General features: G+C 72.9%; 23 protein-coding genes and 1 pseudogene. 7 read left to right on the top strand and 17 right to left on the bottom strand.

Annotated elements, in window-relative coordinates; all coding sequences use genetic code 11:
- Window positions 1-149: 149 nt before the first annotated feature.
- The 6 genes and pseudogenes from ACFYPM_RS05940 to ACFYPM_RS05915 all read right to left on the bottom strand — a co-directional run bounded on the left by ACFYPM_RS05940 (window position 150) and on the right by ACFYPM_RS05915 (window position 6091).
- A complete protein-coding gene (locus ACFYPM_RS05940; RefSeq protein WP_387191724.1) occupies window positions 150-1847 on the bottom strand; it encodes an L-aspartate oxidase in 1698 nt (565 codons plus the stop codon).
- Window positions 1848-1946: 99 nt separating this feature from the next.
- Complete coding sequence (locus ACFYPM_RS05935; RefSeq protein ID WP_387191722.1) at window positions 1947-2843, bottom strand: septum formation family protein; 897 nt, start codon at window positions 2841-2843, stop codon at window positions 1947-1949.
- 96 nt (window positions 2844-2939) lie between these two features.
- Entirely contained in the window at window positions 2940-3368 is a 429-nt protein-coding gene (gene panD, locus ACFYPM_RS05930) for an aspartate 1-decarboxylase (protein WP_357252815.1), read from the bottom strand.
- Between the two features lie 43 nt (window positions 3369-3411).
- The gene (gene panC / locus ACFYPM_RS05925) at window positions 3412-4260 is read right to left on the bottom strand and encodes a pantoate--beta-alanine ligase (protein WP_387191719.1); all 849 of its coding nucleotides are present in this window, start codon (window positions 4258-4260) and stop codon (window positions 3412-3414) included.
- 180 nt (window positions 4261-4440) lie between these two features.
- Window positions 4441-5406, bottom strand: a pseudogene (locus ACFYPM_RS05920) (Rossmann-like and DUF2520 domain-containing protein); the annotation flags it as partial.
- 112 nt (window positions 5407-5518) lie between these two features.
- Window positions 5519-6091 (bottom strand): TetR family transcriptional regulator, encoded by a 573-nt coding sequence (locus ACFYPM_RS05915; protein ID WP_387191717.1) that lies wholly within the window; start codon window positions 6089-6091, stop codon window positions 5519-5521.
- A 120-nt stretch (window positions 6092-6211) separates the two neighbouring features.
- Between ACFYPM_RS05915 and ACFYPM_RS05910 the strand changes: the two genes are divergently transcribed.
- The 3 genes from ACFYPM_RS05910 to ACFYPM_RS05900 all read left to right on the top strand — a co-directional run bounded on the left by ACFYPM_RS05910 (window position 6212) and on the right by ACFYPM_RS05900 (window position 9636).
- Window positions 6212-7120 (top strand): SDR family oxidoreductase, encoded by a 909-nt coding sequence (locus ACFYPM_RS05910; RefSeq protein WP_387191715.1) that lies wholly within the window; start codon window positions 6212-6214, stop codon window positions 7118-7120.
- Between the two features lie 99 nt (window positions 7121-7219).
- A complete protein-coding gene (locus tag ACFYPM_RS05905; RefSeq protein ID WP_387191713.1) occupies window positions 7220-8452 on the top strand; it encodes an SAM-dependent methyltransferase in 1233 nt (410 codons plus the stop codon).
- The gene (locus ACFYPM_RS05900) at window positions 8449-9636 is read left to right on the top strand and encodes an NADH-quinone oxidoreductase subunit D (protein WP_357252834.1); all 1188 of its coding nucleotides are present in this window, start codon (window positions 8449-8451) and stop codon (window positions 9634-9636) included. The genes ACFYPM_RS05905 and ACFYPM_RS05900 overlap by 4 nt, the downstream gene beginning before the upstream one ends.
- A gap of 18 nt (window positions 9637-9654) precedes the next feature.
- On the opposite strand, the gene ACFYPM_RS05895 is transcribed toward ACFYPM_RS05900, so the two are convergent.
- The 4 genes from ACFYPM_RS05895 to ACFYPM_RS05880 all read right to left on the bottom strand — a co-directional run bounded on the left by ACFYPM_RS05895 (window position 9655) and on the right by ACFYPM_RS05880 (window position 14201).
- Window positions 9655-11463 carry a hypothetical protein gene (locus ACFYPM_RS05895; protein ID WP_387191710.1) on the bottom strand — a complete coding sequence of 603 codons (1809 nt, stop codon included), beginning with the start codon at window positions 11461-11463 and terminating at the stop codon, window positions 9655-9657.
- Between the two features lie 108 nt (window positions 11464-11571).
- The gene (locus tag ACFYPM_RS05890; protein WP_387191708.1) at window positions 11572-12576 is read right to left on the bottom strand and encodes a glycine betaine ABC transporter substrate-binding protein; all 1005 of its coding nucleotides are present in this window, start codon (window positions 12574-12576) and stop codon (window positions 11572-11574) included.
- Window positions 12577-12777: 201 nt separating this feature from the next.
- Window positions 12778-13518, bottom strand: coding sequence for an ABC transporter permease (locus ACFYPM_RS05885; RefSeq protein ID WP_387191706.1), 741 nt, complete (start codon window positions 13516-13518; stop codon window positions 12778-12780).
- Window positions 13515-14201: an ABC transporter permease gene (locus ACFYPM_RS05880; protein WP_357252846.1), complete on the bottom strand. Its 687-nt coding sequence runs from the start codon at window positions 14199-14201 to the stop codon at window positions 13515-13517. Before ACFYPM_RS05880 ends, ACFYPM_RS05885 begins: the two co-directional genes overlap by 4 nt.
- 2 nt (window positions 14202-14203) lie before the next feature.
- Between ACFYPM_RS05880 and ACFYPM_RS05875 the strand changes: the two genes are divergently transcribed.
- Window positions 14204-15208: an ABC transporter ATP-binding protein gene (locus tag ACFYPM_RS05875; RefSeq protein WP_387191704.1), complete on the top strand. Its 1005-nt coding sequence runs from the start codon at window positions 14204-14206 to the stop codon at window positions 15206-15208.
- A gap of 121 nt (window positions 15209-15329) precedes the next feature.
- Here ACFYPM_RS05875 and ACFYPM_RS05870 read toward each other — a convergent pair whose 3' ends face one another.
- From ACFYPM_RS05870 to folP, 7 genes are all read right to left on the bottom strand, one after another.
- A complete protein-coding gene (locus ACFYPM_RS05870; RefSeq protein WP_387191702.1) occupies window positions 15330-15833 on the bottom strand; it encodes a hypothetical protein in 504 nt (167 codons plus the stop codon).
- A gap of 53 nt (window positions 15834-15886) precedes the next feature.
- On the bottom strand, window positions 15887-16195 hold the full coding sequence (locus ACFYPM_RS05865) for a hypothetical protein (protein WP_387191700.1): 309 nt from the start codon (window positions 16193-16195) through the stop codon (window positions 15887-15889).
- A 53-nt stretch (window positions 16196-16248) separates the two neighbouring features.
- Window positions 16249-17481 (bottom strand): ABC transporter permease, encoded by a 1233-nt coding sequence (locus ACFYPM_RS05860; RefSeq protein ID WP_387191698.1) that lies wholly within the window; start codon window positions 17479-17481, stop codon window positions 16249-16251.
- A gap of 118 nt (window positions 17482-17599) precedes the next feature.
- Window positions 17600-18139, bottom strand: coding sequence for a DUF3180 domain-containing protein (locus ACFYPM_RS05855; RefSeq protein WP_387191696.1), 540 nt, complete (start codon window positions 18137-18139; stop codon window positions 17600-17602).
- 19 nt (window positions 18140-18158) lie between these two features.
- Window positions 18159-18686 (bottom strand): 2-amino-4-hydroxy-6-hydroxymethyldihydropteridine diphosphokinase, encoded by a 528-nt coding sequence (gene folK / locus ACFYPM_RS05850; RefSeq protein WP_387191695.1) that lies wholly within the window; start codon window positions 18684-18686, stop codon window positions 18159-18161.
- On the bottom strand, window positions 18683-19051 hold the full coding sequence (gene folB, locus ACFYPM_RS05845; protein WP_387191693.1) for a dihydroneopterin aldolase: 369 nt from the start codon (window positions 19049-19051) through the stop codon (window positions 18683-18685). The genes folK and folB overlap by 4 nt, the downstream gene beginning before the upstream one ends.
- Complete coding sequence (gene folP / locus ACFYPM_RS05840) at window positions 19048-19944, bottom strand: dihydropteroate synthase (protein WP_387191691.1); 897 nt, start codon at window positions 19942-19944, stop codon at window positions 19048-19050. The genes folB and folP overlap by 4 nt, the downstream gene beginning before the upstream one ends.
- A 355-nt stretch (window positions 19945-20299) precedes the next feature.
- On the opposite strand from folP, the gene ACFYPM_RS05835 reads away from it, so the two are divergent.
- The 3 genes from ACFYPM_RS05835 to ACFYPM_RS05825 all read left to right on the top strand — a co-directional run bounded on the left by ACFYPM_RS05835 (window position 20300) and on the right by ACFYPM_RS05825 (window position 24503).
- A complete protein-coding gene (locus ACFYPM_RS05835) occupies window positions 20300-20614 on the top strand; it encodes a hypothetical protein (RefSeq protein WP_074315118.1) in 315 nt (104 codons plus the stop codon).
- 12 nt (window positions 20615-20626) lie between these two features.
- Window positions 20627-20989, top strand: coding sequence for a hypothetical protein (locus tag ACFYPM_RS05830; protein WP_139583242.1), 363 nt, complete (start codon window positions 20627-20629; stop codon window positions 20987-20989).
- A 70-nt stretch (window positions 20990-21059) separates the two neighbouring features.
- Complete coding sequence (locus ACFYPM_RS05825) at window positions 21060-24503, top strand: ATP-binding protein (protein ID WP_387191689.1); 3444 nt, start codon at window positions 21060-21062, stop codon at window positions 24501-24503.

The following is a 24503-nucleotide window of genomic DNA, read 5'->3' as shown; positions in this document are numbered from 1 at the left end:
GGGGCTCGCAACACCGGCTCACTCCTCGCGCTCACTGGGCCGTCTCGGTTCGCGACTGCGGGGCTCGCAACACCGGCTCACTCCTCGCGCTCACTGGGCCGTCTCGGTTCGCGACTGCGGGGCTCGCAACACCGGCTCACTCCTCGCGCTCACTGTGAGTTCCCCTCCCACTGTTGGCCCACCCGGCCCTCCGCCCCGACCGACCCGACCAGGTGACCCAGCCACCGTTCGTCGGCCGTCGGGAAGTCCTCCCGCCAGTGGCAACCCCGGGTCTCGCCACGCGCGTACGCGGCGGCCACCAGCGTCGACGCCACCGTGAGCAGGTTGGTCGCCTCCCAGTCGGCGGTCCGGGGCCGGCCCCGGGCAACGCCCAACTCCCGCAGCGTTCCGGCGGTCCCCGCCAGCGTCGCCGCGGATCGGAGCACCCCGGCACCCCGGGTCATCGCCCGTTGCAGGGTCGGCGTCGCCGCCGCGGGCAGCACCCAGCCCGCGCCTCCGCGCCAGGCGCCGGTGTCGGCCGGCTGAACCTGCTCGGGCAGGCCCGCCGCGATGTCCTCGGCGATCCGTCGGGAGAAGACCAGACCCTCCAACAGCGAGTTGCTGGCCAACCGGTTCGCGCCGTGCACACCCGTGCAGGCCACCTCGCCGCAGGCGTACAGGCCCGGGATGGAGGTGCGGCCGCGCAGGTCGGTCCGGACGCCGCCGGAGGCGTAGTGGGCCGCCGGCGCCACCGGGATCAGGTCGGTCGCCGGGTCCACGCCGATCGCCAGGCAGGACGCCACGATGGTGGGGAACCTACCGGCCAGGAAGTCGCCGCCCAGGTGCCGTGCGTCGAGGAAGACGTGGTCGTCGCCGGTGGCCAGCAGCACCCGGTGGATGCCCTTGGCCACCACGTCCCGGGGTGCCAGTTCGGCCAACTCGTGCTGACCCACCATGAACCGCTTGCCGTCGGCGTCCACCAGGTAGGCGCCCTCACCGCGCAGCGCCTCGGAGACCAGCGGCTGCTGCGCGTGCCCGGCACCGGGCACTCCCGCGCCGGGCGGGGTGATCAGGGCGGTCGGGTGGAACTGGACGAACTCCACGTCGGTCACCGCCGCGCCGGCCCGCATCGCGAGCGCGACCCCGTCACCGGTGGAGACCGCCGGGTTGGTGGTGGCCGCGAAGATCTGCCCCATCCCGCCGGTGGCGAGCACCACCGCGCGGGCCAGCAGCGCGCCGACGCCGTCCTCGCTGCCCTCACCGAGCACGTGCAGGGTGATCCCGCTGGCCGGGCCGAGCCCGTCCGGGCCGTCGCCCGGCGCTCGCAGCAGATCCAGGACCAGGGCGTGTTCGACAAGTCGGATCCACGGGTCGCGCTGCACCGCCGCGTGCAGCGCCCGCTGCACCTCCGCGCCGGTGGCGTCACCGCCGGCGTGCACGATCCGGTCCGCCCGGTGGCCGCCCTCGCGGGTCAACATCAACGATCCGTCCGGATGGCGATCGAACTCGGCGCCGATGCGCATCAGCTCCCGCAGCCGGGCCGGACCCTCCTCGACCAGCACCCGCACCGCCGCCGGGTCGCAGAGCCCGACCCCGGCGACCTGGGTGTCGCGGGCGTGCGCCGCGGGGGTGTCCGTCGGGTCGAGCACGGCGGCGATGCCGCCCTGTGCCCACCGCGTCGAGCCGTCGTCGATGTTGACCTTGGTGACCACCGTGACGTGCAGGCCCGCCTCCCGCAGGTGCAGCGCCGCGGTCAACCCGGCCACCCCGGAACCCACCACGATCACGTCGGTGGTCTCCACCCAGCCGGGCGCGGGCGCGGCCAGCAACGCGGGCAGGGCCGGCAGGTCGACGGTCGGAAGGTCCATCCCCCCAGTCAACCCGAACCGTCCTCGCTCGGGGCGGCGGGGGCGGGACGAGTGTTTTGGGCTACCCCGTCCGGCGCCGGGCCGGCCGTCAGCCGGTGGTCACTTCGTCCGGACCGGAAGGCCGGCCGGGCCGGTGCCCTTCAGCGAGGCGGTCACCGTACGGTCGCTGAGCCACAGGTAGCAGCGGACGCCTCGGTCGCCGACCCGCCAGCGCCCCGCACCCGGCGGACGGACCACCAACCCGCTGCGAAAGCGCAGGTCGACGTCGTCCGGCACACCCACGTACCGGCCGAGGACGCTGCGGCAGCCGGTGTAGAGCGGTTCCCAGTCGGCGTCCCGGGTCGGGTACGGCATCTCCGGCGCGCGCCACACCCCGACGAACTCGGCGTCGTGCCGTTGCGCGCACTCCACCGGAATCAGCGTGCGCACCCCCGCACCGGCCGCGGTGCGGGTCTGCTGGCAACCGAGGCGCAGCCCGGCAGGCCCCTTCAACGCGTCCCGCAGGCTGCCCGACCGGACCACGACGGTGGCCGCGGCCTCGACCGTGGTCAGCTCGGTCAGGTCACACCGGAACCACCGGGAACCGGACGCCCAGCCCGGCCCCGAGGGCAACGCCACCGACAACCGCAGCCGGCCGGCCCGCCAGTCGTCGCCCACGTACCCCGTCGCCCGGGTGTCGCACTCGGTGAAGGCGCCCCGCAACTCCGCCGAACCACCCGCCGGCGCACTCGCCCGCTCGACCGGAAACGCTCCCACATGCACCGTTTCCAGCCGGTGCGGGCCGGCGCAGTCCACCGGCTCGTAGGCGGCCAGGGTGACCACATCGGTGAAGTCGGCGGCCTGGCAGACACCGGCGGCCGGGGTGAACGCCGTCGCCGGCGGCAGCGCCGCCCAGTCGTCGGTCAAGTCACCGTCCAGGTCACCCGACCCGGCACACCCAGCGAGCAGCACCGCCGTCACGGCAGCGGCGAACACGGTCGTCCTGGCACTGCGCATAGCGGCCTCCCCCAGCCACCGACCGGCTTCCGCCAGCGGGCCAAGGGTAACCGGAAATGACCTTCCGGTAACAGACCGGAATCGCCTCGCGCGGGATCAGACTCCGGACACGGCCAACGGGCTGGGCACCGGGTGGCCGGCCGTGCCGGGCGCCACCGCGGCCGGGTCGGCACCCAACTCGAGAACCCGGTTGTCGGCGTCCACGTGCACCACCCGTGGGCGGTACGAGCGGGCCTCGGCGTTGTCCATCTGGGCGTACGAGATCAGGATGACCAGGTCACCGGGGTGCACCAGGTGCGCGGCGGCACCGTTGATGCCGATCACTCCGCTGCCCCGCACGCCGGGAATCACGTACGTCTCCAGCCGTGCGCCGTTGGTGATGTCGACGATCGCCACCTGCTCGCCGGGGAGCAGGTCGGCGGCGTCGAGCAGGTCCTCGTCCACCGTCACCGAACCGACGTAGTGCAGGTCGGCCTGGGTCACCGTGGCCCGGTGGATCTTCGACTTGAGCATGGTCCGCAGCATCGGGGTGGCCTTTCACGAAGTGGTGGAGGGTGGTGCGGCCCGGTCAGGGGCGGGGGGCGAGGTGGATCGCCGCGTTGTCGATCAGGCGGGTCGCGCCCACCCAGGCGGCGATCACCAGCCGCGCCGGCCCGGCGACCGGCCCCGGCTCCAATTCGGGGTCGGTGAGCACCAGGTAGTCGAGGCGGGCACCCGGCGTACCGGCACCGAACGCGGTGTGCGCGGCGGTCAGCACCGCACCCGCGTCCAGGCCGTCCTCGGCGGCCCGCGCACCGGCCCGCAACGCGGCGGACAGGCTCAGCGCCGCGGCCCGTTCCGACTCGCTCAGGTAGCGGTTGCGGCTGGACAGCGCCAACCCGTCCGGCTCCCGGACGGTCGGCACGCCGACCACCTCGACCGGCACGTCCAGGTCCCGGGTCATCCGCCGGACCAGGGTGAGCTGCTGGTAGTCCTTCTCGCCGAAGAACGTCAGGTCGGGTCGGGTGAGCTGAAGCAACTTCAGGACCACGGTGAGCACCCCGTGGAAGAAGCCGGGGCGGCTCGCGCCCTCCAACTCCGCGCCGAGCGGACCAGGGTCGAGGCGGACGTGGGGCTGGCCGTCCGGGTACATGTCCGCCACCGACGGAGCGAAGACGAGATCCGCGCCCGCCCGCCGGCACACCTCAAGATCGCCGTCGAGGGTGCGCGGGTAGCGGTCGAAGTCCTCGTTCGGCCCGAACTGCAACGGGTTCACGAAGATCGTCACCAGCAGGTGGTCGGCCTGTTCCCGGGCCGCGCGCAGCAACGTCTCGTGCCCCGAGTGCAGGGCGCCCATCGTCATCACGACCCCGACCGTGCCCTTCAGAGCGGCCCGAGCCTCGGCCAGCTCCGCGCGCGAGTGCACGAGCTGTGTCACAGTGCCCCCTCGGTTCGCGACTGCGGGGCTCGCAAGATCAGCTCACTCCTCGCGCTCACAGCGCCCCCTCGGTTCGCGACTGCGGGGCTCGCAAGATCAGCTCACTCCTCGCGCTCACAGCGCCCCCTCGGTTCGCGACTGCGGGGCTCGCAAGATCGGCTCACTCCTCGCGCTCACAGTGGCCACCTCCCGGGCGGTGTCAGCGAGCACGCCGAGCAGCGACTGCGCGTCCACCGGCCGCAGTCGGCCGGCGGCGATCGCCCGGTCGGCGGTACGCCGGGCCAACGCGAGATAGGCGGGGACGGACTCCGGTGCGGTGGCCGCCAGCCGGGCCAGGTGCCGCTGGACGGTGCCCGCGTCGCCCCGGGAGACCGGGCCGGTCAACGCGTCGTCACCGAGGCGCAGCGCATTTTCCAGGGCGGCTCGCAGCAGCGGGGCGAGCACCTTCTCGGGTCGGGCCACCCCGGCGTCGCGCAGCCGGTCGGTCGCCTCGTTCACCAGGGTCACCAGGTGGTTCGCGCCGTGGGTCAGCGCGGCGTGGTACAGCGGGCGGTCCGACTCGGCCACCCACTCAGGCACGCCGCCCAGGTCGGCGACCAGCCGGGCGGCGAGGGGGCGCAGCTCCGCCGGGGCGGTCACCCCGTACGAGATGCCGTCCAGCCGGGCCAGGTCGTCCGGCGTACCGGTGAAGGTCATCGCGGGGTGCAGAGCGAGCGGACGGGCGCCGACCGCGGCGGCCGGCCCCAGCACGGTCAGGCCGTGCGCGCCGGAGGTGTGCGCGACGATCTGGCCCGGACGCAGCGCGCCCCGGGCGGCGAGGTCGGCCACCACACCGGCCAACGCGTCGTCCGGCACCGCGATCAGCAGCAGGTCGGCGGCGGCGTGGGCGACGGCGGCGGCCGGGCGCCGGGGCACCTCGGGCAGCAGCAGGGCGAGGCGGGCCTGGCTGGCCCCGGAGTCGCCGGTGACGGCGACCACACGGTGCCCAGCGGCGACGAGTGCGGCGCCCAGGACGGCTCCGACCCGACCGGCGCCAACGACGCCGACGGTGAGCAGGCGGGAGGAGGAGGCGCCGATGACGGCGCGATCCCGCGATGCGGCAAGCCCGTGCGGGGCTGCCGGACGCGGGCGCAGCGGTGCGCTCATGACGACGATCCAGTCCACGAGGAGGGGTACCGGTCGATCGCAAGTATGCGCCCGGCCTGCCGAACCAGGACAAGCATGTGTGAAAACGTTCACCACTGACGGAAGGCCTCCGTCAACGCCGCCCTGGGGCGGACGTGACGGCGCGCAGCTCGGTGGCCACCTCGGTGATCAGGTCGGCGAGCGAGGCGTCGCTGTCGGGCGCGACCCAGCGCGCGTACGCGACGCGGAAGACCGTGACACCCGACTCGGTGGCCAGGGTGGCCGTGCTCTCGTCGAGGCCCTTGGCGCGTAGGGCAACGCTGACCGCAGCCACCAGCGCACCCGTCTTGCGCAGCTCGCGCTCCTGCAGCTCGGGACTGCTCTGAATGATGGATTGACGCATCCGGACCAGCTCAAGGCGGTCGGCGAAGATCTCCTCCGCCGCCCGGCGGAAGGCGGCGACGACCGCCTCGAAGGGGGCTGCGTCCGTCTCGACCACCGCCTTGACCAGGATCTCCTCCAGCTGCCCGCTGCCGCTGAAGAGCGCCTCGCGCTTGTCGCCGAAGAGCCGGTAGAAGGTGCGCTTGTCGACGCCGGCTCGGGTGGCGATGTCGGCGACGGTGGTCTCCTCGAAGCCGCGCTCACGGAACAGCTCGAAGGCGGCCGCCTCCAGGCGGCCGCGCGCGTCCGGTTGCCAGCGGGCCATCCGGCCATGGTATCTGATGTCACACTGCGACATTCTTTTCGTCCGAGCCATGCCATCTTGCGACATCACGAGATACGGTCATGTCGCAAGGTGACATCACCCTCCCACGAAGGAACTGCCATGCGCGTATTCGTCACAGGCGCCTCCGGCCATCTCGGCTCCGCGGTCGTACCGGCGCTACTCTCCGCCCGACACGACGTTGTCGGCCTGGCCCGCTCCGACACGTCCGCCGCCGCGATCGAGAAGCTCGGCGCCGAGGTGCGCCGCGGCGACCTCTCCGACCTCGACCTGCTTCGTGCGGAGGCGGCCGCCTCCGACGGGGTGATCCACCTGGCGTTCCGCCACGACCTGATGCTGACCGGCGACATGGCCGGCGCTGCCGAGGTCGACCTGGACGCGCTCAGGGCGCTCGCCGACGGTTTGGACGGCTCCGGCAAACCGCTGATCGGCACCAGCGGGACGGCCATGCTCGCGCTGGGCGGCGTCGTCGGCCGCCCCGGCACCGAACGGGACACCTTCCCGAGCGGCTACCGGATCGACGCCGAGAACTTCGTCGCCGGCCTTGCCTCCCGCGATGTGCGCTCCTCCGTCGTCCGGCTCGCCCCCACCGTGCACAGTCCGCTCGACCACTACGGCTTCATCACCGTTCTCATCGCTGCCGCTCGGCAGCACGGGTACGCCGCGTACGTCGGCGAGGGCACCAACCGGTGGCCGGCCGTGCACACGCTCGACGCGGCCGAGCTCTACCGGCTCGCACTCGACAAGGCCCCGGCCGGTACGCGCCTGCACGCGGCGGCCGACGAAGGTGTCCCCCTCCAGCAGATCGCCGCTGCCATCGGCCGCAACCTCGACCTCCCGGTCCGGAGCATCGGCCCCGACGAGGCGAACGACTACTTCGGCTTCCTCGGGTCGTTCGCGCAGCTGGACAACCCGACGTCAGCCGCGATCACGCGCGAACTGCTGGGCTGGGTCCCCACCCACCCCGGACTGATCGCCGACCTGGACGAAGGGCACTATTTCCGGGCCTGAACATCGAAGCCGACCTAGCGGGGGACGGGAGTCGTCGCACCATCGGTGGCCGTAGGGTCGGCACGGTGACGTGACGCCTCCTGAACCCGGAGTGAACTGATGTCGGCCTCTTGGCAGGATGCGATGAGCCGAGCCCTCTACGGGCCGGGTGGCTTCTTCGTCGCCGGCACCGGGCCGGCCGACCACTTCCGCACCAGCGTGCACGCCTCCCCAGCCTTCGCCACCGCCCTGCTGCGCCTCATCTCGGAGGTGGACGCCGCACTCGGCCATCCGCCACGGCTCGACGTGGTCGACGTCGGGGCTGGGCGTGGGGAGCTGCTGCACAGCCTGCTCAGGCTCGTCGCAGCGGAACCGGCCGTCGGGGTTGCGGTGAGGGCTTCCACGGCGTCCGCCCGTCCGCTGGGAGAGGAGCCGCCGTCCGGCACGGTCCGTCCGTCGCTCGCGGAACGCGTGCGCTTCACAGCAGTCGAGTACGCCGACCGCCCGAAGAATTTGCCCGAAGAGATCAGCTGGACAGCCCAGATCCCAACCAAGATCACCGGCGTGCTACTGGCCACCGAGTGGCTGGACAACGTCCCCCTGGACATAGCGGTACAGACCGAGGACGGCTGGCGATACCTGCTGGTCGACCCCGAGAGCGGCACCGAAACGACTGGTGACCCGGTCAGTCCCGCTGATCTTGAGTGGCTGACGAAGTGGTGGCCCAGCGCCGCGAGCCCAGTCAGCGCGGACAGTGACCCGAGGCTGGCGGTGACCTGGGCGGACGCGACAAGCGGAAGCGAGTCGGGTTCCCGGGCAGCCCGGCCGGCGCAGGGATCAAGCCTGACCGCCCGGAGCCGGCCGGGCTGCCCGGAAACCCCCCACCCCGACCACCGCGCAGAGATCGGTCGGACCAGGGACGAAGCCTGGGCCAGCGCGGTACGCAAGATCGAACGCGGCCTGGCGGTCGCCATCGACTACGGACACCTGCGGGACAGCAGGCCGGTGCACGGGACGTTGACGGGTTACCGGGCTGGGCGGCAGGTGCCTCCGGTGCCGGACGGGTCGAGTGACGTCACCGCCCACGTCGCCATGGACTCGGTCGCCTCCGCCGGTGCGGCGGTCGCCCGGTGTGCGTACTCCCTGGTCTCGCAGCGGGAGGCGCTGCGGGCGCTCGGAGCCGACGGCGGCCGACCGCCGCTCAGCCTGGCCGGCACCGACCCGGCGGGGTACGTGCGGGCGTTGGCCGCCGCGTCGGCGGTGGCCGAGCTGACCGACCCGGCCGGGCTCGGCGGGCACCTGTGGCTGCGCCAACCGGTCGGCATCCCGCTCGGCCCGGCCGTGGCACGATGACGGGCATGACCACCGACGCCGGGGACCTCCGTGAACTGACCGTCGGCACCGGGGCCGGCCTGATCGCCGGCACCGGTGATCAGCAACTCGGCACCGACATGGTGCTGAACATCGGCCCGCAGCACCCCAGCACACACGGCGTGCTGCGACTCAAGCTGGTGCTCGACGGTGAGCGGGTGGTCTCCTGCGAACCGATCATCGGCTACATGCACCGGGGCGCGGAGAAGCTCTTCGAGGTACGCGACTACCGGCAGATCATCGTGCTGGCGAACAGGCACGACTGGCTCTCGGCGTTCTCCAACGAACTGGGTGTGGTGCTCGCGGTGGAACGCCTGATGGGCATGGAGGTGCCGGAGCGGGCCACCTGGCTGCGGATGGCCCTCGCCGAGTTGAACCGGGTGCTCAACCATCTGATGTTCCTCGGTTCGTACCCGTTGGAGATCGGGGCGATCACGCCGATCTTCTACGCCTTCCGGGAACGGGAGACCATCCAGGCGGTGATGGAGGAGGTCTCCGGCGGCCGGATCCACTACATGTTCAACCGGGTGGGCGGCCTCAAGGAGGAGGTGCCCTACGGGTGGACCGGGCGGGCGCGCGCGGCGATCGGCGAGGTACGCCGGCGGCTGCCCGACCTGGACCACCTGATCCGGCGAAACGAGATCTTCCTGGCCCGCACCGTGGGCGTGGGCGTGCTCTCCGCCGCCGACGCCGCCGCGTTCGGGGCGTCCGGGCCGGTGGCCCGCGCCTCCGGGCTCGACCTGGACCTGCGCCGCGACGACCCGTACCTGGCCTACGACGAGCTGGACGTGCCGGTGGTCACCAAGACCGCCGGGGACTGCCACGCCCGCTTCGAGGTGCTACTGGACCAGGTGTACGCGTCGCTGGACCTCGCCGAGCAGTGCCTGGACCGGGTGGATCAGCTGACCGGGCCGATCAACACCCGGCTGCCGAAGGTGCTCAAGGCGCCGGAGGGGCACACCTACGCGTGGACGGAGAACCCGCTCGGCATCAACGGCTACTACCTGGTGTCGCGGGGTGAGAAGACGCCGTGGCGGTTGAAGTTGCGCACCGCCTCGTACGCGAACGTGCAGGCGCTGGCCACCCTGCTGCCCGGCTGCCTGGTTCCAGATCTGATCGCGATTCTCGGTTCGATGTTCTTCGTGGTCGGCGACATCGACAAGTGACGCGAGCCGCCTGAGCGGTCAGCGCCAGCGATCGCCGGGCGGGGTGCCGCCAGCGCGCGGCGCGTCGTCCTGCGGCGGGTAGCCGTAGCGCTCGTCGACTCGCCGCCGGCCGGGCCGCTCCGGCGCGGGTTCCGCCTGGTGGCCGCGCTGGCGCGGCGGGCGCCACTCGTCCGGCACCGGAACGCCGCCCACCGGCAGCGCCGGCCGGTCCGCCGGCTCGGCCCGGTGGTACGACTCGCGCTCCTCGCTCCGACGCGGCTCCCCGTAGTGGCGCGGCTCGTCCTGCTGACGCAACTGCTCCGGGCGGCGCGGCTCGTCGTAGTGGCGCGGCTGCTCAGGGTGGCGCGGCTCGTCCTGCTGACGCAGCTGCTCCGGGCGGCGCGGCTCGTCGTAGCGACGCGGCTGCCCAGGGCGGCGCGACTCCTCAGGGCGGCGCGGTTGCTCGTGCTGGCGGGGTTCCTCGTGGCGGACCTCGGCCCAGCGGTCGGCCACCCGGTACTCGGTGCCGGTGGCGTCGGCGCGCACCTCGGCCCGGCGTTCGCCGACCCGCAGCTCGCGGCCGTTCTCGTCGTCGCGGACGGCGGCCCACCGGTCACCGGCCCGCAGCTGTGACCAGTACTCGCCCGTGTCGTCGGCCCGCAGCGGCGGCCCGGGCTGGGCAGCGGCCGCACCCGCCCGATCGGGCTGGTCCGACCAGCCGCGATCGTCCGGGTTGTCCCAGGACCCCGAGGTCGCCCGCTCCGGCGCGTGGTGCGACCTGGCGGCCGGGCCGGGCTCGTCGGGTTGGGCGTACCTGTCGCGCGGACCGGTCCACTCCGGCTCGCCGGGGCGGGCACGATCGTCACCGGGGTGCCGGTCGTCGCCGTACCCGGCTCGGGGGCGCTCCGCCGCCTCGCCCCTCGGTCGGCCGGCCGCGCGAGCAGGCTCGTCCGTTCCACCGCCCCGGGTCCACTCCTGCGCCGGTGCGGTCCACCGGCCCGGGTACTCGCCGTCGTAGCGACCGGTCGGCTCGGCCGGCCCGCCGTCCACCACCGTGTGCCGGGTGGTGACATGCACGGTCTCGGTGTGCCGGACCACGCCGACCGGCCGGTGCGCCGGCTCGGGGCGGTCGTGCTCCCGGGGGCGGGCCGACCCGTGCCCGGGGTCGGCTGGGCGCGCTGCGCCGTACGTCCTCGCGGCCGCCCGCGGCTCCGCGGCCTCCCGTGGGTAGGCGGGCTCGTCGTCGTCCGGGTGCGCGGGACGGCCCCACCGGGACGCGTCGTCCGCCCCGGACACTCGGGCCCGGCCCGGCGGTACGTCACCCGGCGCCTGGACGCGGCTACGGGCCACCGCCGCGTTGTCCACCGGCGGCTCGACACTCGGCACCCGCGCCCGGCCGGGGCCTGGCGGCTCCGCGACGGGGACGGCGGCAGCACCGACGGGGGCAGCGGCACCGACGGGGGCAGCGCCGGCCAGAGCGGCACCGCTGGCGTCCAGCCGGCGACGGACCGCGGCGATCCCCTCCTGCGCCCGGTGCGCCTGGTCGAGCGCCTGGCTGCCGCGCTGCGTGGCGGTGGCGATCTCGGTCCGCAGCTCCCGCCGAAGCTCCTCGATCTCATCCAACAGCTCGTCGGCTCGCGCTCCCTCACCGTCGGGCCGCAGCGCGATGGAGAGGCCGATCAGCACCACCGCGACGATGGCGAGCACCGCGGCGAAGCGCAGCGGACCGTTACCGTCGGCGACCAGCAGGATCAGCGCCGCCACCGGCGCGAGAGCGACGCCCGCCCAGAAGAGCACGGTCAGCAGCGATGGTCGACGCCGGGCGTCGGAGGTGGCCGGGGCTGGCATGGATGTGCAGCCTACCGACGAGCTTCACCGGAGGGAACGGGGTCCCGGGACGCGCGGACGCCCCCGCCCGGTCGGGGCGGGGGCGTCCTCAGCACGGCCGGGGAGGGCTCAGCTGGTGGCGAACGCGCCGTCCGAGGAGAAGATCAGGCCCACGCTGATCGTGCCGTCCCGCAGACCGCTCTTGGTGAGCGGTCCACCCTGGTCCAGGGAGGAGAACGAGCCGACCTTCAGCCCGTACGTCTTCTCCAGACCCGGCTTGCAGAAGGCCCGCTGCTCGCACTCCGGCGGGCCACCCAGCACCGTCGCGCTGCCGGAGCACTTGGCGGCGAACTCGGACAGGGTCCGCACGCCGTACTTGTCGGCGAACTCCTTGGTGACGGCGAAGGCGTTCTGGTCCTGCGCGGCGGCCGGGGTGCCGAAGGTGATGCCCACCTTGTCGCCCTCGGCCTTGAGCGCGGTCACCGTGGTGTTGATGTCGGGCGAGGAGATCGGCGGAGGAGTGCCGCCCTTGGCCTTGGTGTTGAGGAACTCGGCCATGGTCGCCGCGTACTCCGGAACGACCTGGATCTCACCCTTCTCCAGCGCCGGCTCGTACAGCTCGCGGTTGCCGATCTGCTGCACCTTGACCTGGTAGCCGGCGGCCGTGAGCGCGATCCGGTACAGCTCGCCCAGAATCTGACTCTCGGCGAAGTTGGCGGCCCCCACCACGATGTCGCCGCCCGGCCCCTTGGCGATGCCGGCGGTGACGTTGTTGGCGCTGGCGAACTCCTCGGCCGCCACCTTGGCGGTCTTGCGGTCCTCGTTGACTGCCTTGTTGAGCTGGACCAGCTTCGGGGTGTCGAGCACGGCGGAGACCTTGTCCAGTGCTGCGAGCAGCTGCGGGTTGGCCGCCTTGCTGTTGACCGCGGGGATGACGTTGTCGGAGTTCTGGAGCTTCTTGTCATCTTGCAGAGCGATGAGCTGCTTGCCGGCGACCGGAGCGCATCCGGCGCCGGATGCGCTCGATTGGGGTGCGTCCGTGCCGGACGAGCCGGCGTCACCGCAGCCGGTGAGAAGAGCTGCCCCGGCGACGGCGCCGATCGCGCCGATCGCCAGACGTGTACGTGCGCGCATGTGCCCGCCTTCCGTGTCCCGGCGCGGCCCGTCCCGGGCCGGCCGCGTGTCCGACGGGCGATCCTGACTGTCGGTCGCCCGCGAATGTCCACCCAACATGCTCCGCAACCGACCGACAACCTGGGATGGGCTTCGTCACCTCATCGTCATCGATCGGACCACCTTCGGTGGCCGACCTGACGTGGGGCTCACCCGGTCGGGTCAGGCGCGCCCGGTGGCGTCCGCGGCTCGGGGCCGAGCCAGCCGCTCTCGTCCGCGGCGCAGCGGACGGGGGGTGACCAGGCGTTCGACACCGCCGAGCAGCACCTCGGCCAGCAGCGCGAGCCCGGCCACCAGCACGCCACCGGCGACGATCTGGCCGCCACCGGCGGCGATACCGATGCCGAAGCCGGTTCGGATGATCTGGCCGAGGCCGCCGCCGTTGACGAACGAGGCAAGCGCGGCGGTCGCGATCACCTGGACCGCGGCGGTCCGGAAGCCGGCGGCCAGGTAGGGCACCGCGAGCGGCAACTCGACGCGGCGCAGCAACTGCCCGCCGGACAGGCCCATCCCCCGGGCCGCGTCGCGGGCCTCCGGGTCCACCTGCCGCACCCCGGTGTACGCGTTGGCCAGCAGCGGCGGCACGGCGAAGACGGCGAGCGCCACCACGACCGGGGTCTGCCCGAAGCCGCTGTCGAAGACCACCGGCAGGATGGTGAGCAGCGCCAGGGTGGGGATGGCCAGGGTGGCGTTGGACACCAGCACCACCAGGCCACCGCCCCGGCCGAGGTGCCCCAGCCAGAGCCCCAGCGGCCAGGCCACCAGGCAGCCGAGGGCCACCGCCAGGGCCGAGATCGTCAGGTGCTCACCGAGCCGGTCCAGCATCCCGCCGGGGTTGGTCCAGTTGAGTGGGTCGTTGATCCAGGTGATCGCCTGGCCGATCGGATTTGCCGCGACGGTCACCGTGCCCTCCGGGCGGACCAGGGGGTCACCAGCCGGGCGACCAGGACGAGCAGGAGGTCGAGCACGAGCGCGAGGGCCACGCAGAGCAGCGCGGCGGTCATGATCTCGGCCTTGTAGAGGTTGTTCTGGAAGCCCGCGAAGATCAACTGGCCGAGGCCGCCATGCCCGACGAGCACGCCGACTGTGACCAACGCCACCGTCGAGACGGTCGCCAGTCGTACCCCGGTCACGATGCCCGGAAGCGCCAGCGGCAGGTCGATCCGGAACAGTCGGCCCCAGCGGCCGTACCCCATCCCCTCGGCGGCCTCACCGACCTCCGGGGGCACCTGGTTGAGGCCGGCCACCACGTTGCGCACGATCAGCAGCAGCGCGTAGAGCACCAGCCCGACCAGTACGGTGGTGGTCCCGGTGCCCAGGTAGGGCGCGACGAACGCGAAGAGCGCCAACGACGGGATGGTGTAGACGATCCCGCTGACCGCCAGGATCGGACCGGCGAGCGGCCGGAACCAGTACGCCAACACGGACAACGGCAGCGCGATCAACACCGCGAGCAGCACCGCCCGCCCGGTGAGGGAGGCGTGTTCACGCACGGCGGCGAGGATCGTGTCAGAGTTGTCCCGCACGTACTGCCAGGAGAACCAGGGGTTACCCGGGTCGGCCCGGTAGCTCAGGCGGAAGGACATACGTGGACGTTACCCCGAAGGCTGCCGAGGCGGCCCGATCCCCTCGCGCGGCGTCGATCTCCCTACAGGGCATCCAGAAGCGCTACCCGAATGGCACCGAGGCCGTCCGGGAGCTCAGCCTGGACGTCCGGGCCGGCGAGCTGGTGGTGCTGATCGGCCCGTCCGGCTGCGGTAAGTCGACGGTACTGCGCATGATCAACCGCCTGATCGAGCCGACCGCCGGCCGGATCACGCTCGGCGACGAGGACGTCACCGACGTCGATCCGGTGCGGCTGCGCCGCCGCATCGGTTACGTGATCCAGAACGTCGGCCTCTTTCCACACCAGACGGTCCGGGCCAACGTGGCAACCGTGCCGAGCCTGCTGCGGTGGCCCAAGCGCCAGACCCGGGACCGGGTCGACGAGTTGCTCGACCTGGTCGGCCTGGACCCGGCCCAGTTCGGCGGCCGCTACCCGCACGAGCTCTCCGGTGGCCAGCGGCAACGGGTCGGGGTGGCCCGCGCGCTCGCCGCCGACCCGGTGGTGCTGCTGATGGACGAACCGTTCTCGGCCGTCGACCCGATCGTCCGTACCCGGCTGCAGGAGGAGTTCCTGCGCCTCCAGGCCGAGGTCGGCAAGACGACGGTCCTGGTCACCCACGACCTCGACGAGGCGGTCCGACTCGGCGACCGGATCGCGGTCCTCTCCGAGGGCGGGCACCTGGAGCAGTACGACACGCCGGCCGCTCTGCTCGGCGCACCCGCCACACCGTTCGTCCGCGAGTTCGTCGGGGCCGACCGGGGCATCCGCCGGCTGGCGGTGACCCCGCTCGACCGGGAGTCGCTGGAGCCCGTACCCGGTGACGCCGCCGCGGACCTGCCCACCGTGGCACTGGACGGCACCGCCTACGACGCGCTGGCGGTGCTGCTCACCTCGGGACGGGACCAACTCGTGGTGACCGACGCCGGCCGACCGGTGGGTGCGCTCAGCCGACACCGCCTACTCGACCTCAGCCGACCGGCGAAGTGACCGGACGGCGACCGGGCTGCCACCGTCGCCGTCCCGGTCCCGGCCGCCCCGAACGACCGCGCCGGGCCGGCTCAGGCGCGACCGCGCCGGGCCGGCTCAAGCGCGACCGCGCCGGGCCGGCTCAAGCGCGACCGCCGAGGCTGGCGGTGCCAATGATCCATCCGGTCAGGAAGCCGTAACCGGCGCCGGTGCTGGCGTCCTGCAGGGCACCCAGCAGCGACGGATCCGGGCTGAGCAGGGCCGCCAGCACGGCGGCGAGCCCGCCGGCGAGCACGTAGGCGGCCCAGCCGGAGAGGAACTGGCTGACCGAGCCGGGCACCCGGGCCACCTGCGCGGCGGGCAACAGGTAGAGCAGGGCGACCGCGAGGACCACCAGCAGCACGGCCCGCAGGTCGGCGGCGAACAGGCCCCCGGCCTGCCCGTCCGCGTCGAGCCGCCAGGCCGGCCACGCCAGCAGACGCAGATAGAAGGCGCCGGCCGACTCCGGGTCGGTCTGGGTCGCGGCCCAACGGGTGTACGCCGGACTGCCACAGATCCCGACCAGCAACAACACGGCAAGCGCGCCGGTGCCGGCGGCCGTGCCGTAGCGGCTGACCGGACCGGAGCGGTGGAAGAGCGACGCCATCCGCCCAGGCCCCGCACCCGTCGTCCGGGCGGACCTGGGCTGCCCCGAGCGGTTCAGTGCTTCAGCAGGTAGTCGATGAAGGCGGCCCGCAGCAGCGGCGCGGACTCCTCGTAACCGTGACCGGTCAGCTCCCGCCACAGCGCGTTCGCCTCGTCGATGGTCGGGCCGATCGAGTTCGGTGCGCCGTCCAGCACCGTGGCCTCGTCCGCGTTCGGCAGGCGCCGCAGCACCGACCAGTAGAACCTGACGTCGCGACGCTCCCGGGCCAGGGCGAACGCCCGCTCCCGCAGCTCCTCGGTGGACAGCGCGTCGAGCTCGGCGAACGAGGTTCCGCCGGGGGTGGCGGCAGGTGTGTCGGTCATGTCGCCGAGCCTAACGGTCGAGATCAGCTCCGGCTCGGCGGACGCCACGGTGATCACCGCTCGTCGGCGTCCCACCGACGCGGGCTGTCCTCCCAGCGCGGATCCCGCCACGGATCGACCGGTTGCGGCGCGGCCGGAGTCGGCAGCGTCGGCGGCCAGTTGCCCACCGACTGTGACTGCGGCATGGTCCAACCCGTGCTGATCGCGCCGTCGGTGACCGGTTCGGGTGGTTCGGTGTTGTCCGGTCGGGGCCGACCGAACGTCTCGACCAGCCGGGTGACCAGCAATCCGACGCCGAGTGCGGCGCCACCCACCGCCCAGGTGCTCAGCGTCCAACCACGCTCCGGCGCGTACGCCTGGAAGACGGTGACCAGGCTGACCGCCAGCACGGTGCCGAACACACCGCCGCGCCGCCCGTACGCGCTGGTGCCGGCGAGCAGGGCCACCCCGATCGCCAGGACCGTCCAGTCCAGCCCCGAGGTGGGTGCGACCGATCCGGGCTCCGCGACCGACCCGGAATGGTTGGCGGCGACCAGGACACCGGCGAGGGCGGCCAGCACGGTGGAGCAGACCAGCGCGACCGCGGTGACCACGGCGGCCACCGCGCCCCGCCGTCGAGCCGGGTCGGCGATCGGCCGGTACCTGCCGACCAGCCGGCGGATCGCCCGGATCGCGCCGAACAACCCGCCGAGAGCGGCCACCGCCGCGAAGCCGGCGAACAGGTATCCGGCGCTGCGCCCCGGGTCGTAGTCGCCCTGCACCAGCACGGGCGCCGAGCGGCGTTCGATGAACACCACCACGCCGGCGGCGCCGGCCAGGCTGGCAGCCCAGCCCGGCACGTGCAGCACCACCACGGCCAGCGCCAGCGCGAGCCCGCCCAGCGCGGCGACGGCCACGGCCGGGCCGACCGACGCGGGCAGGCCCCGATCACCCTGCTCGGCGTAGTGCAGGGCGGTGGCGACCGCGACCGGTCCGACGGCCAGGTTCGGTGCCGCCGTCCGCAGGCTGAGCCCGGCGGCCAGGGCGAGCAGCCCCAGTCCGACCGCGTCGACGAGGAGCGTGCGCAGGTTGTCGGCGCGCAGGGCGGTCTGGTCCTCCTGCCAGAGCAGCCAGCCGACCGCCGCCACCGCGGCCAGCAGCGCAAGCTCCCAGCTCACCTGAACGCCGATTCGATCCCGGCCGGGATCACCGTGGGTGGGGTCGTCGAAGACGTTCTCCAGAACGGCGGCCGGCACCCCGGACGAGGGCTCGGCCGAGCGGTCCCGGCCCGCTTCTTCGTAACCCATCACGCAGCCTCCCCAGTGGCCGGCCGTCCCGGTCCGGCGCGCGGACGGACCCTGGGCGGCCCTTGCTCTCCGATCGCAGGCACCGTACCCGCGCTCGGAGCCGGGCGTAACCCCCTGCTCAGCGCTGGCCGGGGCGGCTCTCCCGTGGGTCCTGCTCGTGTTCGTCGTCCGGGCGTTCCGGCACCCGGCAGGAGCGCTCCAGCCACAGCGCGGCACCGACCAGAGCCAGCGAGGCGAGCAGACCCCCGCCCGCGGCCGGTCGGTCGTCCAGGGCCGCGCGGGTGGTCTCCAGGAACAGCCAGCCGGTGAGCCCCGCGTAGAAGCCGGCGAAGATGGCCCCGGCCAGCGCCGACGCCTTGGCCAGCACCACGAGGCGGGCAACCAGCAGTGGATCGACCGCGTCCCGGCCGGGTTTGCGTTCGATCCGGCCCCGAGTGTTGATCGCGGCGTACCCCTCGAGCACGGCGAGCCCGGCCAGCGTCACCACCGGCAGCCAGGGCAACCGGGGGACGCCCTTGTAGTAGAGGCTGCTGATCAGCAGCCAGGCCACCGCCGCCGCGGCCAGCGCGGCCACGACCAGTGTCGAAATCCGGGTGGGGCCCATCCGGGACCGGCCCGGGTCGGACCCGCCCGGTGGTGGGGACTTCGCCTGGGTCATGCCGGCCGGCTCCGCTCGGTCATGCCGTCGACTCTAACGCCAACTCCGGCCGGGGACGCAGTTCCAGCGCGTCGTCCGCCGCGGGTCCGGTGGTGAGCAAATCGGTCAACCAGCCGTGGCCGGGCAGCCGACCGTAGGGCTGGATGTCGATCCACGGCCGCAGCACGAAGGCCCGCAGGTGCGCCCGGGGGTGCGGCAGGGTCAGCTCCTCCTCGTCGCTGAACACCGGCTCGTCGTCGTCGCCCCAGACCGCGACCACGTCCACGTCGAGGGTGCGCGGCCCGAACCGCCGCCGCGGGTCACGGACCCGGCCGGCCGCCCGCTCCGCGTCGCGAGCCCGCTCCAGCCAGTCGCGGGGGGTCGCGCTCGCGTCCTGGGCGAGCAACACCGCGTTGAGGTACGCGGGCTGGTCGCTATCGCCCCACGGTGGAGTCTCGTACACCCCGGAGAGCACGAGTACGGCGTCGCCGAACGTGGCGACGGCCGTGCGCAGGTGCTCCAGCCGGTCGCCCAGGTTGCTGCCGAGCGACAGCACGGCCCTGGTCACCGGTCCCGCGTCCGGGTCATGCTGACGGCCACGTCGGTGAAGGTGTGCGGCACCGGGGCCTCCGGTTTGTGGACGGTGATGGTGGCGGTGCGCACCCGCTCGTCGGTCAGGCAGACCGTGAGGAGTCGATCGGCGAGAGTCTCGATCAGGTTCACCGGCTCGCCGGTCACCACCGCGACCAGGCGTTCGGCCAACTCGCCGTAGTGGACGGTGTCGGTGACATCGTCGCTGGCGGCGGCCGGGCCGAGGTCCAACTCCAGGACGGCGTCGACAACGAAGTCCTGCCCCTGTTCGCGTTCGAAGTCGTACACGCCGTGCCGGCCGTGCGCCCGCAGGCCGGTCAGGTGGATCCGGTCCGTCGTCATCGCCGTACCCCATGCTCGTGATCGTGTGGTGTCCGCTCCCGGTCGTGCGATGGCATGGCCAGGCGCGGTCTGCCGGTCGCGACCCAGACGGCCAGGGCGTCGACCGTGGCCCGCACGTCGTGCACGCGAACGCCCCAGGCGCCCGCGGCGACCGCCAGCAGGCTGGTCGCCACCGTGGCCGCCTCCCGCTCGGCGGTCGGTCGTGGGGTGCCGTCCGGGGCGGCGAGCAACCCGCCGAGGTACGACTTGCGGCTGGCACCGAAGAGCAGCGGACAGCCGAGATCCAGCAGCTCCGGCAGGCGGGCGCTGAGTTCCCAGTTGTGCGCGGCCGTCTTGGCGAAGCCGAGCCCGGGATCGACGATGAGGCGCTCGGCGGCCACCCCGGCGGCCAGCGCCGCGTCGATCCGTTGGGCCAGCTCGGCCCGGACGTCGGCCACCACGTCGCCGTAGCTGGCCAGTTCGCGCATCGCCCGGGAGTGGCCCCGCCAGTGCATCAACACCCAGGGGCAGCGCGCGTCGCGAACCACGCGGGCCATGTCCGGGTCGGCCAGCCCGCCGGAGACGTCGTTGACCACCGCCGCCCCGGCCGACAGGGCGGCCTCCGCCACCCGGGCGCGACTGGTGTCGATGCTGACCGCCACGCCCGCGGCCGTCAGTTCGCGGATGACCGGCAACACCCGGGCGGCCTCGGTCGCGGCATCGATCCGTTCAGCGCCCGGCCGGGTCGACTCGCCGCCGATGTCGATCAGGTCCGCACCGGCGTCGCGCAGACGGACGCCGTGTCCGACGGCCGAGTCGAGGTCGGCGTACCGTCCGCCGTCGGAGAAGGAGTCCGGCGTGACGTTGAGGACGCCCATCACCACCGGGCCCGAGGCCCGCACCAGATCGGTCACGACTAGACGGTACCGGTCGCGGCAGCGGCGCCAACCGACCCGGGTCAGCTCAACCGACCACCCCTGACGTGCTCGTTAGAACAGGTGTACGATCGGTCATTCGGGCAGTATCAGGCCGTCCCTTCGCGGCTTGTCGCAATCCGGGGCGGGCCGTACGCTTTGGAATCGGCCAGCATCGAGATGGCGAAGCTTGAAGGGAGGGCCGAAGCGGGGAAAATCCGCCCAAACCTCGCCACCCTCCGTGGTGAGTAACGAACGCAGGGTCAAGAACGCCATGCCCTGCGAGGCAGATTTCCCGCCCGGCTTGCCTATCGCACCGCCGCGGCACCGCCGGCCGCGCTATGGGGAGGTTCCAGTGATCGCCTTCGAGCTCATGGAGACGGCGTCGTCCGGCGTCGCCCACGCGCTCTCCACCCTGGCGTCGACTCCGCTCGCGGAGCCGGCACCGAAGGGGATCGACACGAACAGTGTGGTCACCTTCTTCGCCAGCAAGATCGCGCCGATCCTGCTCGCCGTCCTGGGCGTCATCTTCATCGGCCGAGCCAGCCGAGGCGAGATCTCCAAGGTGCTGACCAGCTCCGCGATCGCGATCGTCGGGCTCGCCTTCATCGCCGGCGCGGCAACACTCTTCTTCGTCGGCGATTACCTGATCGACCTCATCTTCGAATAGGCGCGTTACCAGATGCGGCTGCGCACCGACGACGACATCTACCGGGCCCGCCTGGTCTACCTCGGGCCGCCCGGTTACACCCTTCCGGTCCACCTGCCCTACGCCCAGTACGGGCTCTTCATGCTGCTGGTCCCCCTCTACATGTTCATCCACTGGCTGTTCACGTTCACGGTCGAGCTCTTCCCGGCCTGGGAGATCGCGCTCGCCATCGTGACCACGTCGTTCATCTTCCGGCACGTCGACCCCGATCGGCCGGCGCGGGTGGTCATCCGCACCGCGCTGACCGACTGGCGACGCACCCGGGAGCCGGCGGTCGAGCAGCGCGACCCGCGCCTGGTCGGCAGCCGGATCAGGATCCGGGAGGAGCTGGCATGACCGGGCGTACGTCGATCGGTTCGTTCCACGACGCGGGTGGGAGCCTGCTGCCCTTCCCGAAGGCGGTCGCATGAGTCGCTCGTCCACGCCGGGCTCTCCGGCCGGCAGCCCGGCCGTGCCGGCCGGTCACCGTGCGCAGTCATTCGGCTACGTCGAAGACGAGGACGAGGTGGCGCTCGATCCTGCGCTTGTGACGTCGCCCGGCCACGGAGCGGTGGGCGTGTTCCAGGCGCCCCGGCCGATCCCCCGCCGGACGCCACCCGCCGAGCCCAGCGCGGTGTCGGCCGGCGAGAACGCCGACATCGACTCCCCGTTCCTGGACCTCTTCGGTGGGGCACGGCCCGGTGCCGCGCGAGCTGTTTCGGCCGGTCCGAGCACCCAGGAGCAGCAGGCGATCCCACCACAGGCACCGCCGCAGGTCGGCCCGTCGCCGGCCCGTCCGGTTCCCGAACCGGAACCACCATGGACGCCCGACGACCAGCCCCGCGGCGGCCGCCGGTCCATCGAGCCACGCCACGGCGGTGGCCACCCGGCCAGCGAGTCCCGGGTGCCGCACCAGGCCGGCGATCGGCTGCCGATGCTCCGCCCATCGGGTGAGCCCGACCGGACCCCCACCACACCACCGGTAAGCACCGGTCCCGTCAGCGGACCCACAGGCACCACGTCGGGACGCCGTCCGGCGGCCACCCCGGAGCGTCGCCCAGCGACGCCGGCAGGCCGACCGGCAGCTCAGACGGCCCGGCCGACGGCCCCGGCCGAACTGCCGGCCAACACCGGCCCCACGGACCGGCCGGCGCTGGAGCGCGCGCCAAAGCGCGCCACCGACCCGGATCATCGCCCCGAGGGCTCGGGCACCGAGCCGACCGGCCGGGAGATCGCCCCGTCCCGACAGCGTGCCGCGAGCCGACCGGACCGACCGACCAAACCGACCCGGGTCCGCGCCCCGAAGATCAAATTTGGGGATCGGGACCCGTCGGTCGAGCTGGCCATCACCGAGATCGCCGGTCACCTGACCTTCACCCCCAACACCGTGACCGCCTGGTACTGGCTGCCCGAGGTCCGCTGGGCGTTCCGGCCGGACGCCGAGCGCGAAGCGCTGCTGTCAGCCATCTCCGAGCAGTACGCCGGCCTGGCGGGCTTCCGGCTGCACCTGCGCCGCACCACCCGGCCGTTCCCCGCCGACGAGTGGGCGCGCACCATCGACGCACACACCCCCGCACCGCTCGCCGACGTGGCCGGCACCACCGGTTGGGCCGATCACCTGGTCGCCGCCCAGCGGCACCTGATGGCCGTCAACCACGCCGAAGGGCAGACCTACCTGGGCGTCACCTTCGCCCGCCGCTCCCTCGGCGACTCGCTCACCGAGCGGGTGCTGCGCACCTTCGGGCGGGGCACCGCCGAGGGCGAACGCCGCAAGCTGGGCCGCACCGTGGAGCAGTTCGACGAGGTGCTGGGCGCGTTCGGCATGCGCGGCCGGCGGGTCACCGCCCAGGAGTTGGAATGGCTGCTCTACCGCTCGGTGGCGCTGTGCATGTCCCCGCCGGGCACCCTCTCCCCGGTCACCGACGGGCACTGGGAACGCGGAGACCTGCTCGCCCTCACCGAACAGGTGGAGCGCTACCGCACCCCGTACGGCTCGACGGTGAAACTCGTCAACCGGATGACCGGCGAGGAACGACACGTGGCCGTGCTCGCCGTCGGCCGGATGGAGCCGCTGGAGATCCCCGAGCGGCACGAGCCCTGGTTGCACTTCCACGAGCGGCTGCCGTGGCCGATGGAGATCTCCACCCGCGTCGACATCCTCGGCTCCGGTGACTCCTTCCGCAATCTCGAACACCGGCTGCGGATGATCCGCTCGCAGCAGCTCGACTACGCCGAGCACGGCATCGACGCACCCCCGGAGCTGGAGCGACTGGCCAAGCGCGCACTGGTGATCGGTGACGAGATGACCACCGGCCTGCCGGTCGACTCGGCCCGTGCACACGGCTGGCACCGGATCGCCATCGGCGGTCGGACCAGGGAGGAGTGCCTGGAACGCGCCCGCCGGCTCATCCAGCTCTACTCCCGCGAGTTGCGCATCTCCCTGCAACACCCGAAGAACCAGGACTGGCTGGCCCGCGAGTTCATCCCCGGCGAGCCGATCGCCAACACCGGCTACGTCCGCCGCATGCCGGTGCCGTTGCTCGCCGCCGCACTCCCCCAGGCCGCCTCCAACGTGGGCGACCGGCGAGGCGATCTGATCGGGCGAACCGCCGGTACCTGCCGCCGGCCGGTCTTCCTCGACCTGCACTTCCCCATGGAGGTCCGGGAACGCTCCGGGCTGGCGGTCTTCGTCGCCGAACCGGGCGGTGGCAAGTCGACACTGCTCGGCGCGCTGGGCTACCTGGCCGCCCGCCGAGGTGTCCAGGTGACCCTGCTCGACCCGTCCGGGCCGCTGGCCCGCCTCTGCGCGATGCCCGAGCTACGCCCGTACTCCCGGGTGTTGAACCTGACCGGCTCCGAGCACGGCACCCTGGCGCCCTACTCACTCATTCCCACCCCGCTGCGTAGCGAGTTCGCTGCCGGCGCGGCTGGCGACCGGGAGTTCGAGATCGCGGTCTCCAACGCCCGGGCCGAGCGACGGATGCTCGTCCAGGACATCTGCATGATGCTCGTTCCGCCGCAGGTGGCCCGTGAGGCGTCGACCGCCACCCTGTTCCGGCACGCGGTCCGGCAGGTCCCCGCCGAGGAGACGTCCACCCTGGACGACGTGGTGAGCTGCCTCGGGCGGCTCGACGACGACGCCGGCAAGGAGTTGGCCAACCTCCTGCTGGACACCGCCGAGATGCCACTGGCGATGCTCTTCTTCGGCCGGCCACCGGAAGGGCTGCTCGGTGCCGACGCCGCACTCACCGTGATCACCATGGCCGGGCTGCGGTTGCCGGACCTCAAGATCGAACGCGAGTACTGGTCCGCCGAGGAGGCACTCGCCCTGCCGATGCTGCACACCGCGCACCGGCTCGCCGTCCGCCGCTGCTACGGCGGGTCGATGTCGTCACGCAAGCTCGTCGGCCTCGACGAGGCGCACTTCATGGAGGGTTGGCGGTCCGGCCGTTCGTTCCTGGTCCGGCTCGCCCGGGACTCCCGAAAATGGAACCTCGCGGCCCTGGTCGCCTCGCAGAACCCCAAAGACATCCTCGGCCTCGACGTGCAGAACCTGGTCTCCACCGTCTTCGTCGGCCGGATCGCCGAAGACGCCGAGATCGCCTCCGAAGCGCTGCGCCTGCTGCGAGTGCCGGTAAACGACGGGTACGAAGCCACCCTCGCCTCGCTCTCCGCCGCCGACACCAGCTCGTCCAGCCGGCTCGGCTTCCGCGAGTTCGTGATGCGCGACGTCGACGGCCGCGTGCAGAAGGTCCGCGTCGACGTCTCCTACGTCGAAGGGCTGCTGGACCATCTCGACACGACGCCCGCCGCAATCGCCGCGGCGGCCGGCGTGCTACCGAGCATCTCCCTGCCGGATCTGGAGGCGTGA

Source organism: Micromonospora sp. NPDC005203 (assembly GCF_042872705.1).
Classification (GTDB): Bacteria; Actinomycetota; Actinomycetes; order Mycobacteriales; family Micromonosporaceae; genus Micromonospora.
Note: the sequence above shows the minus strand (reverse complement) of the source record. Positions and strands in the feature narration are given on the sequence as shown.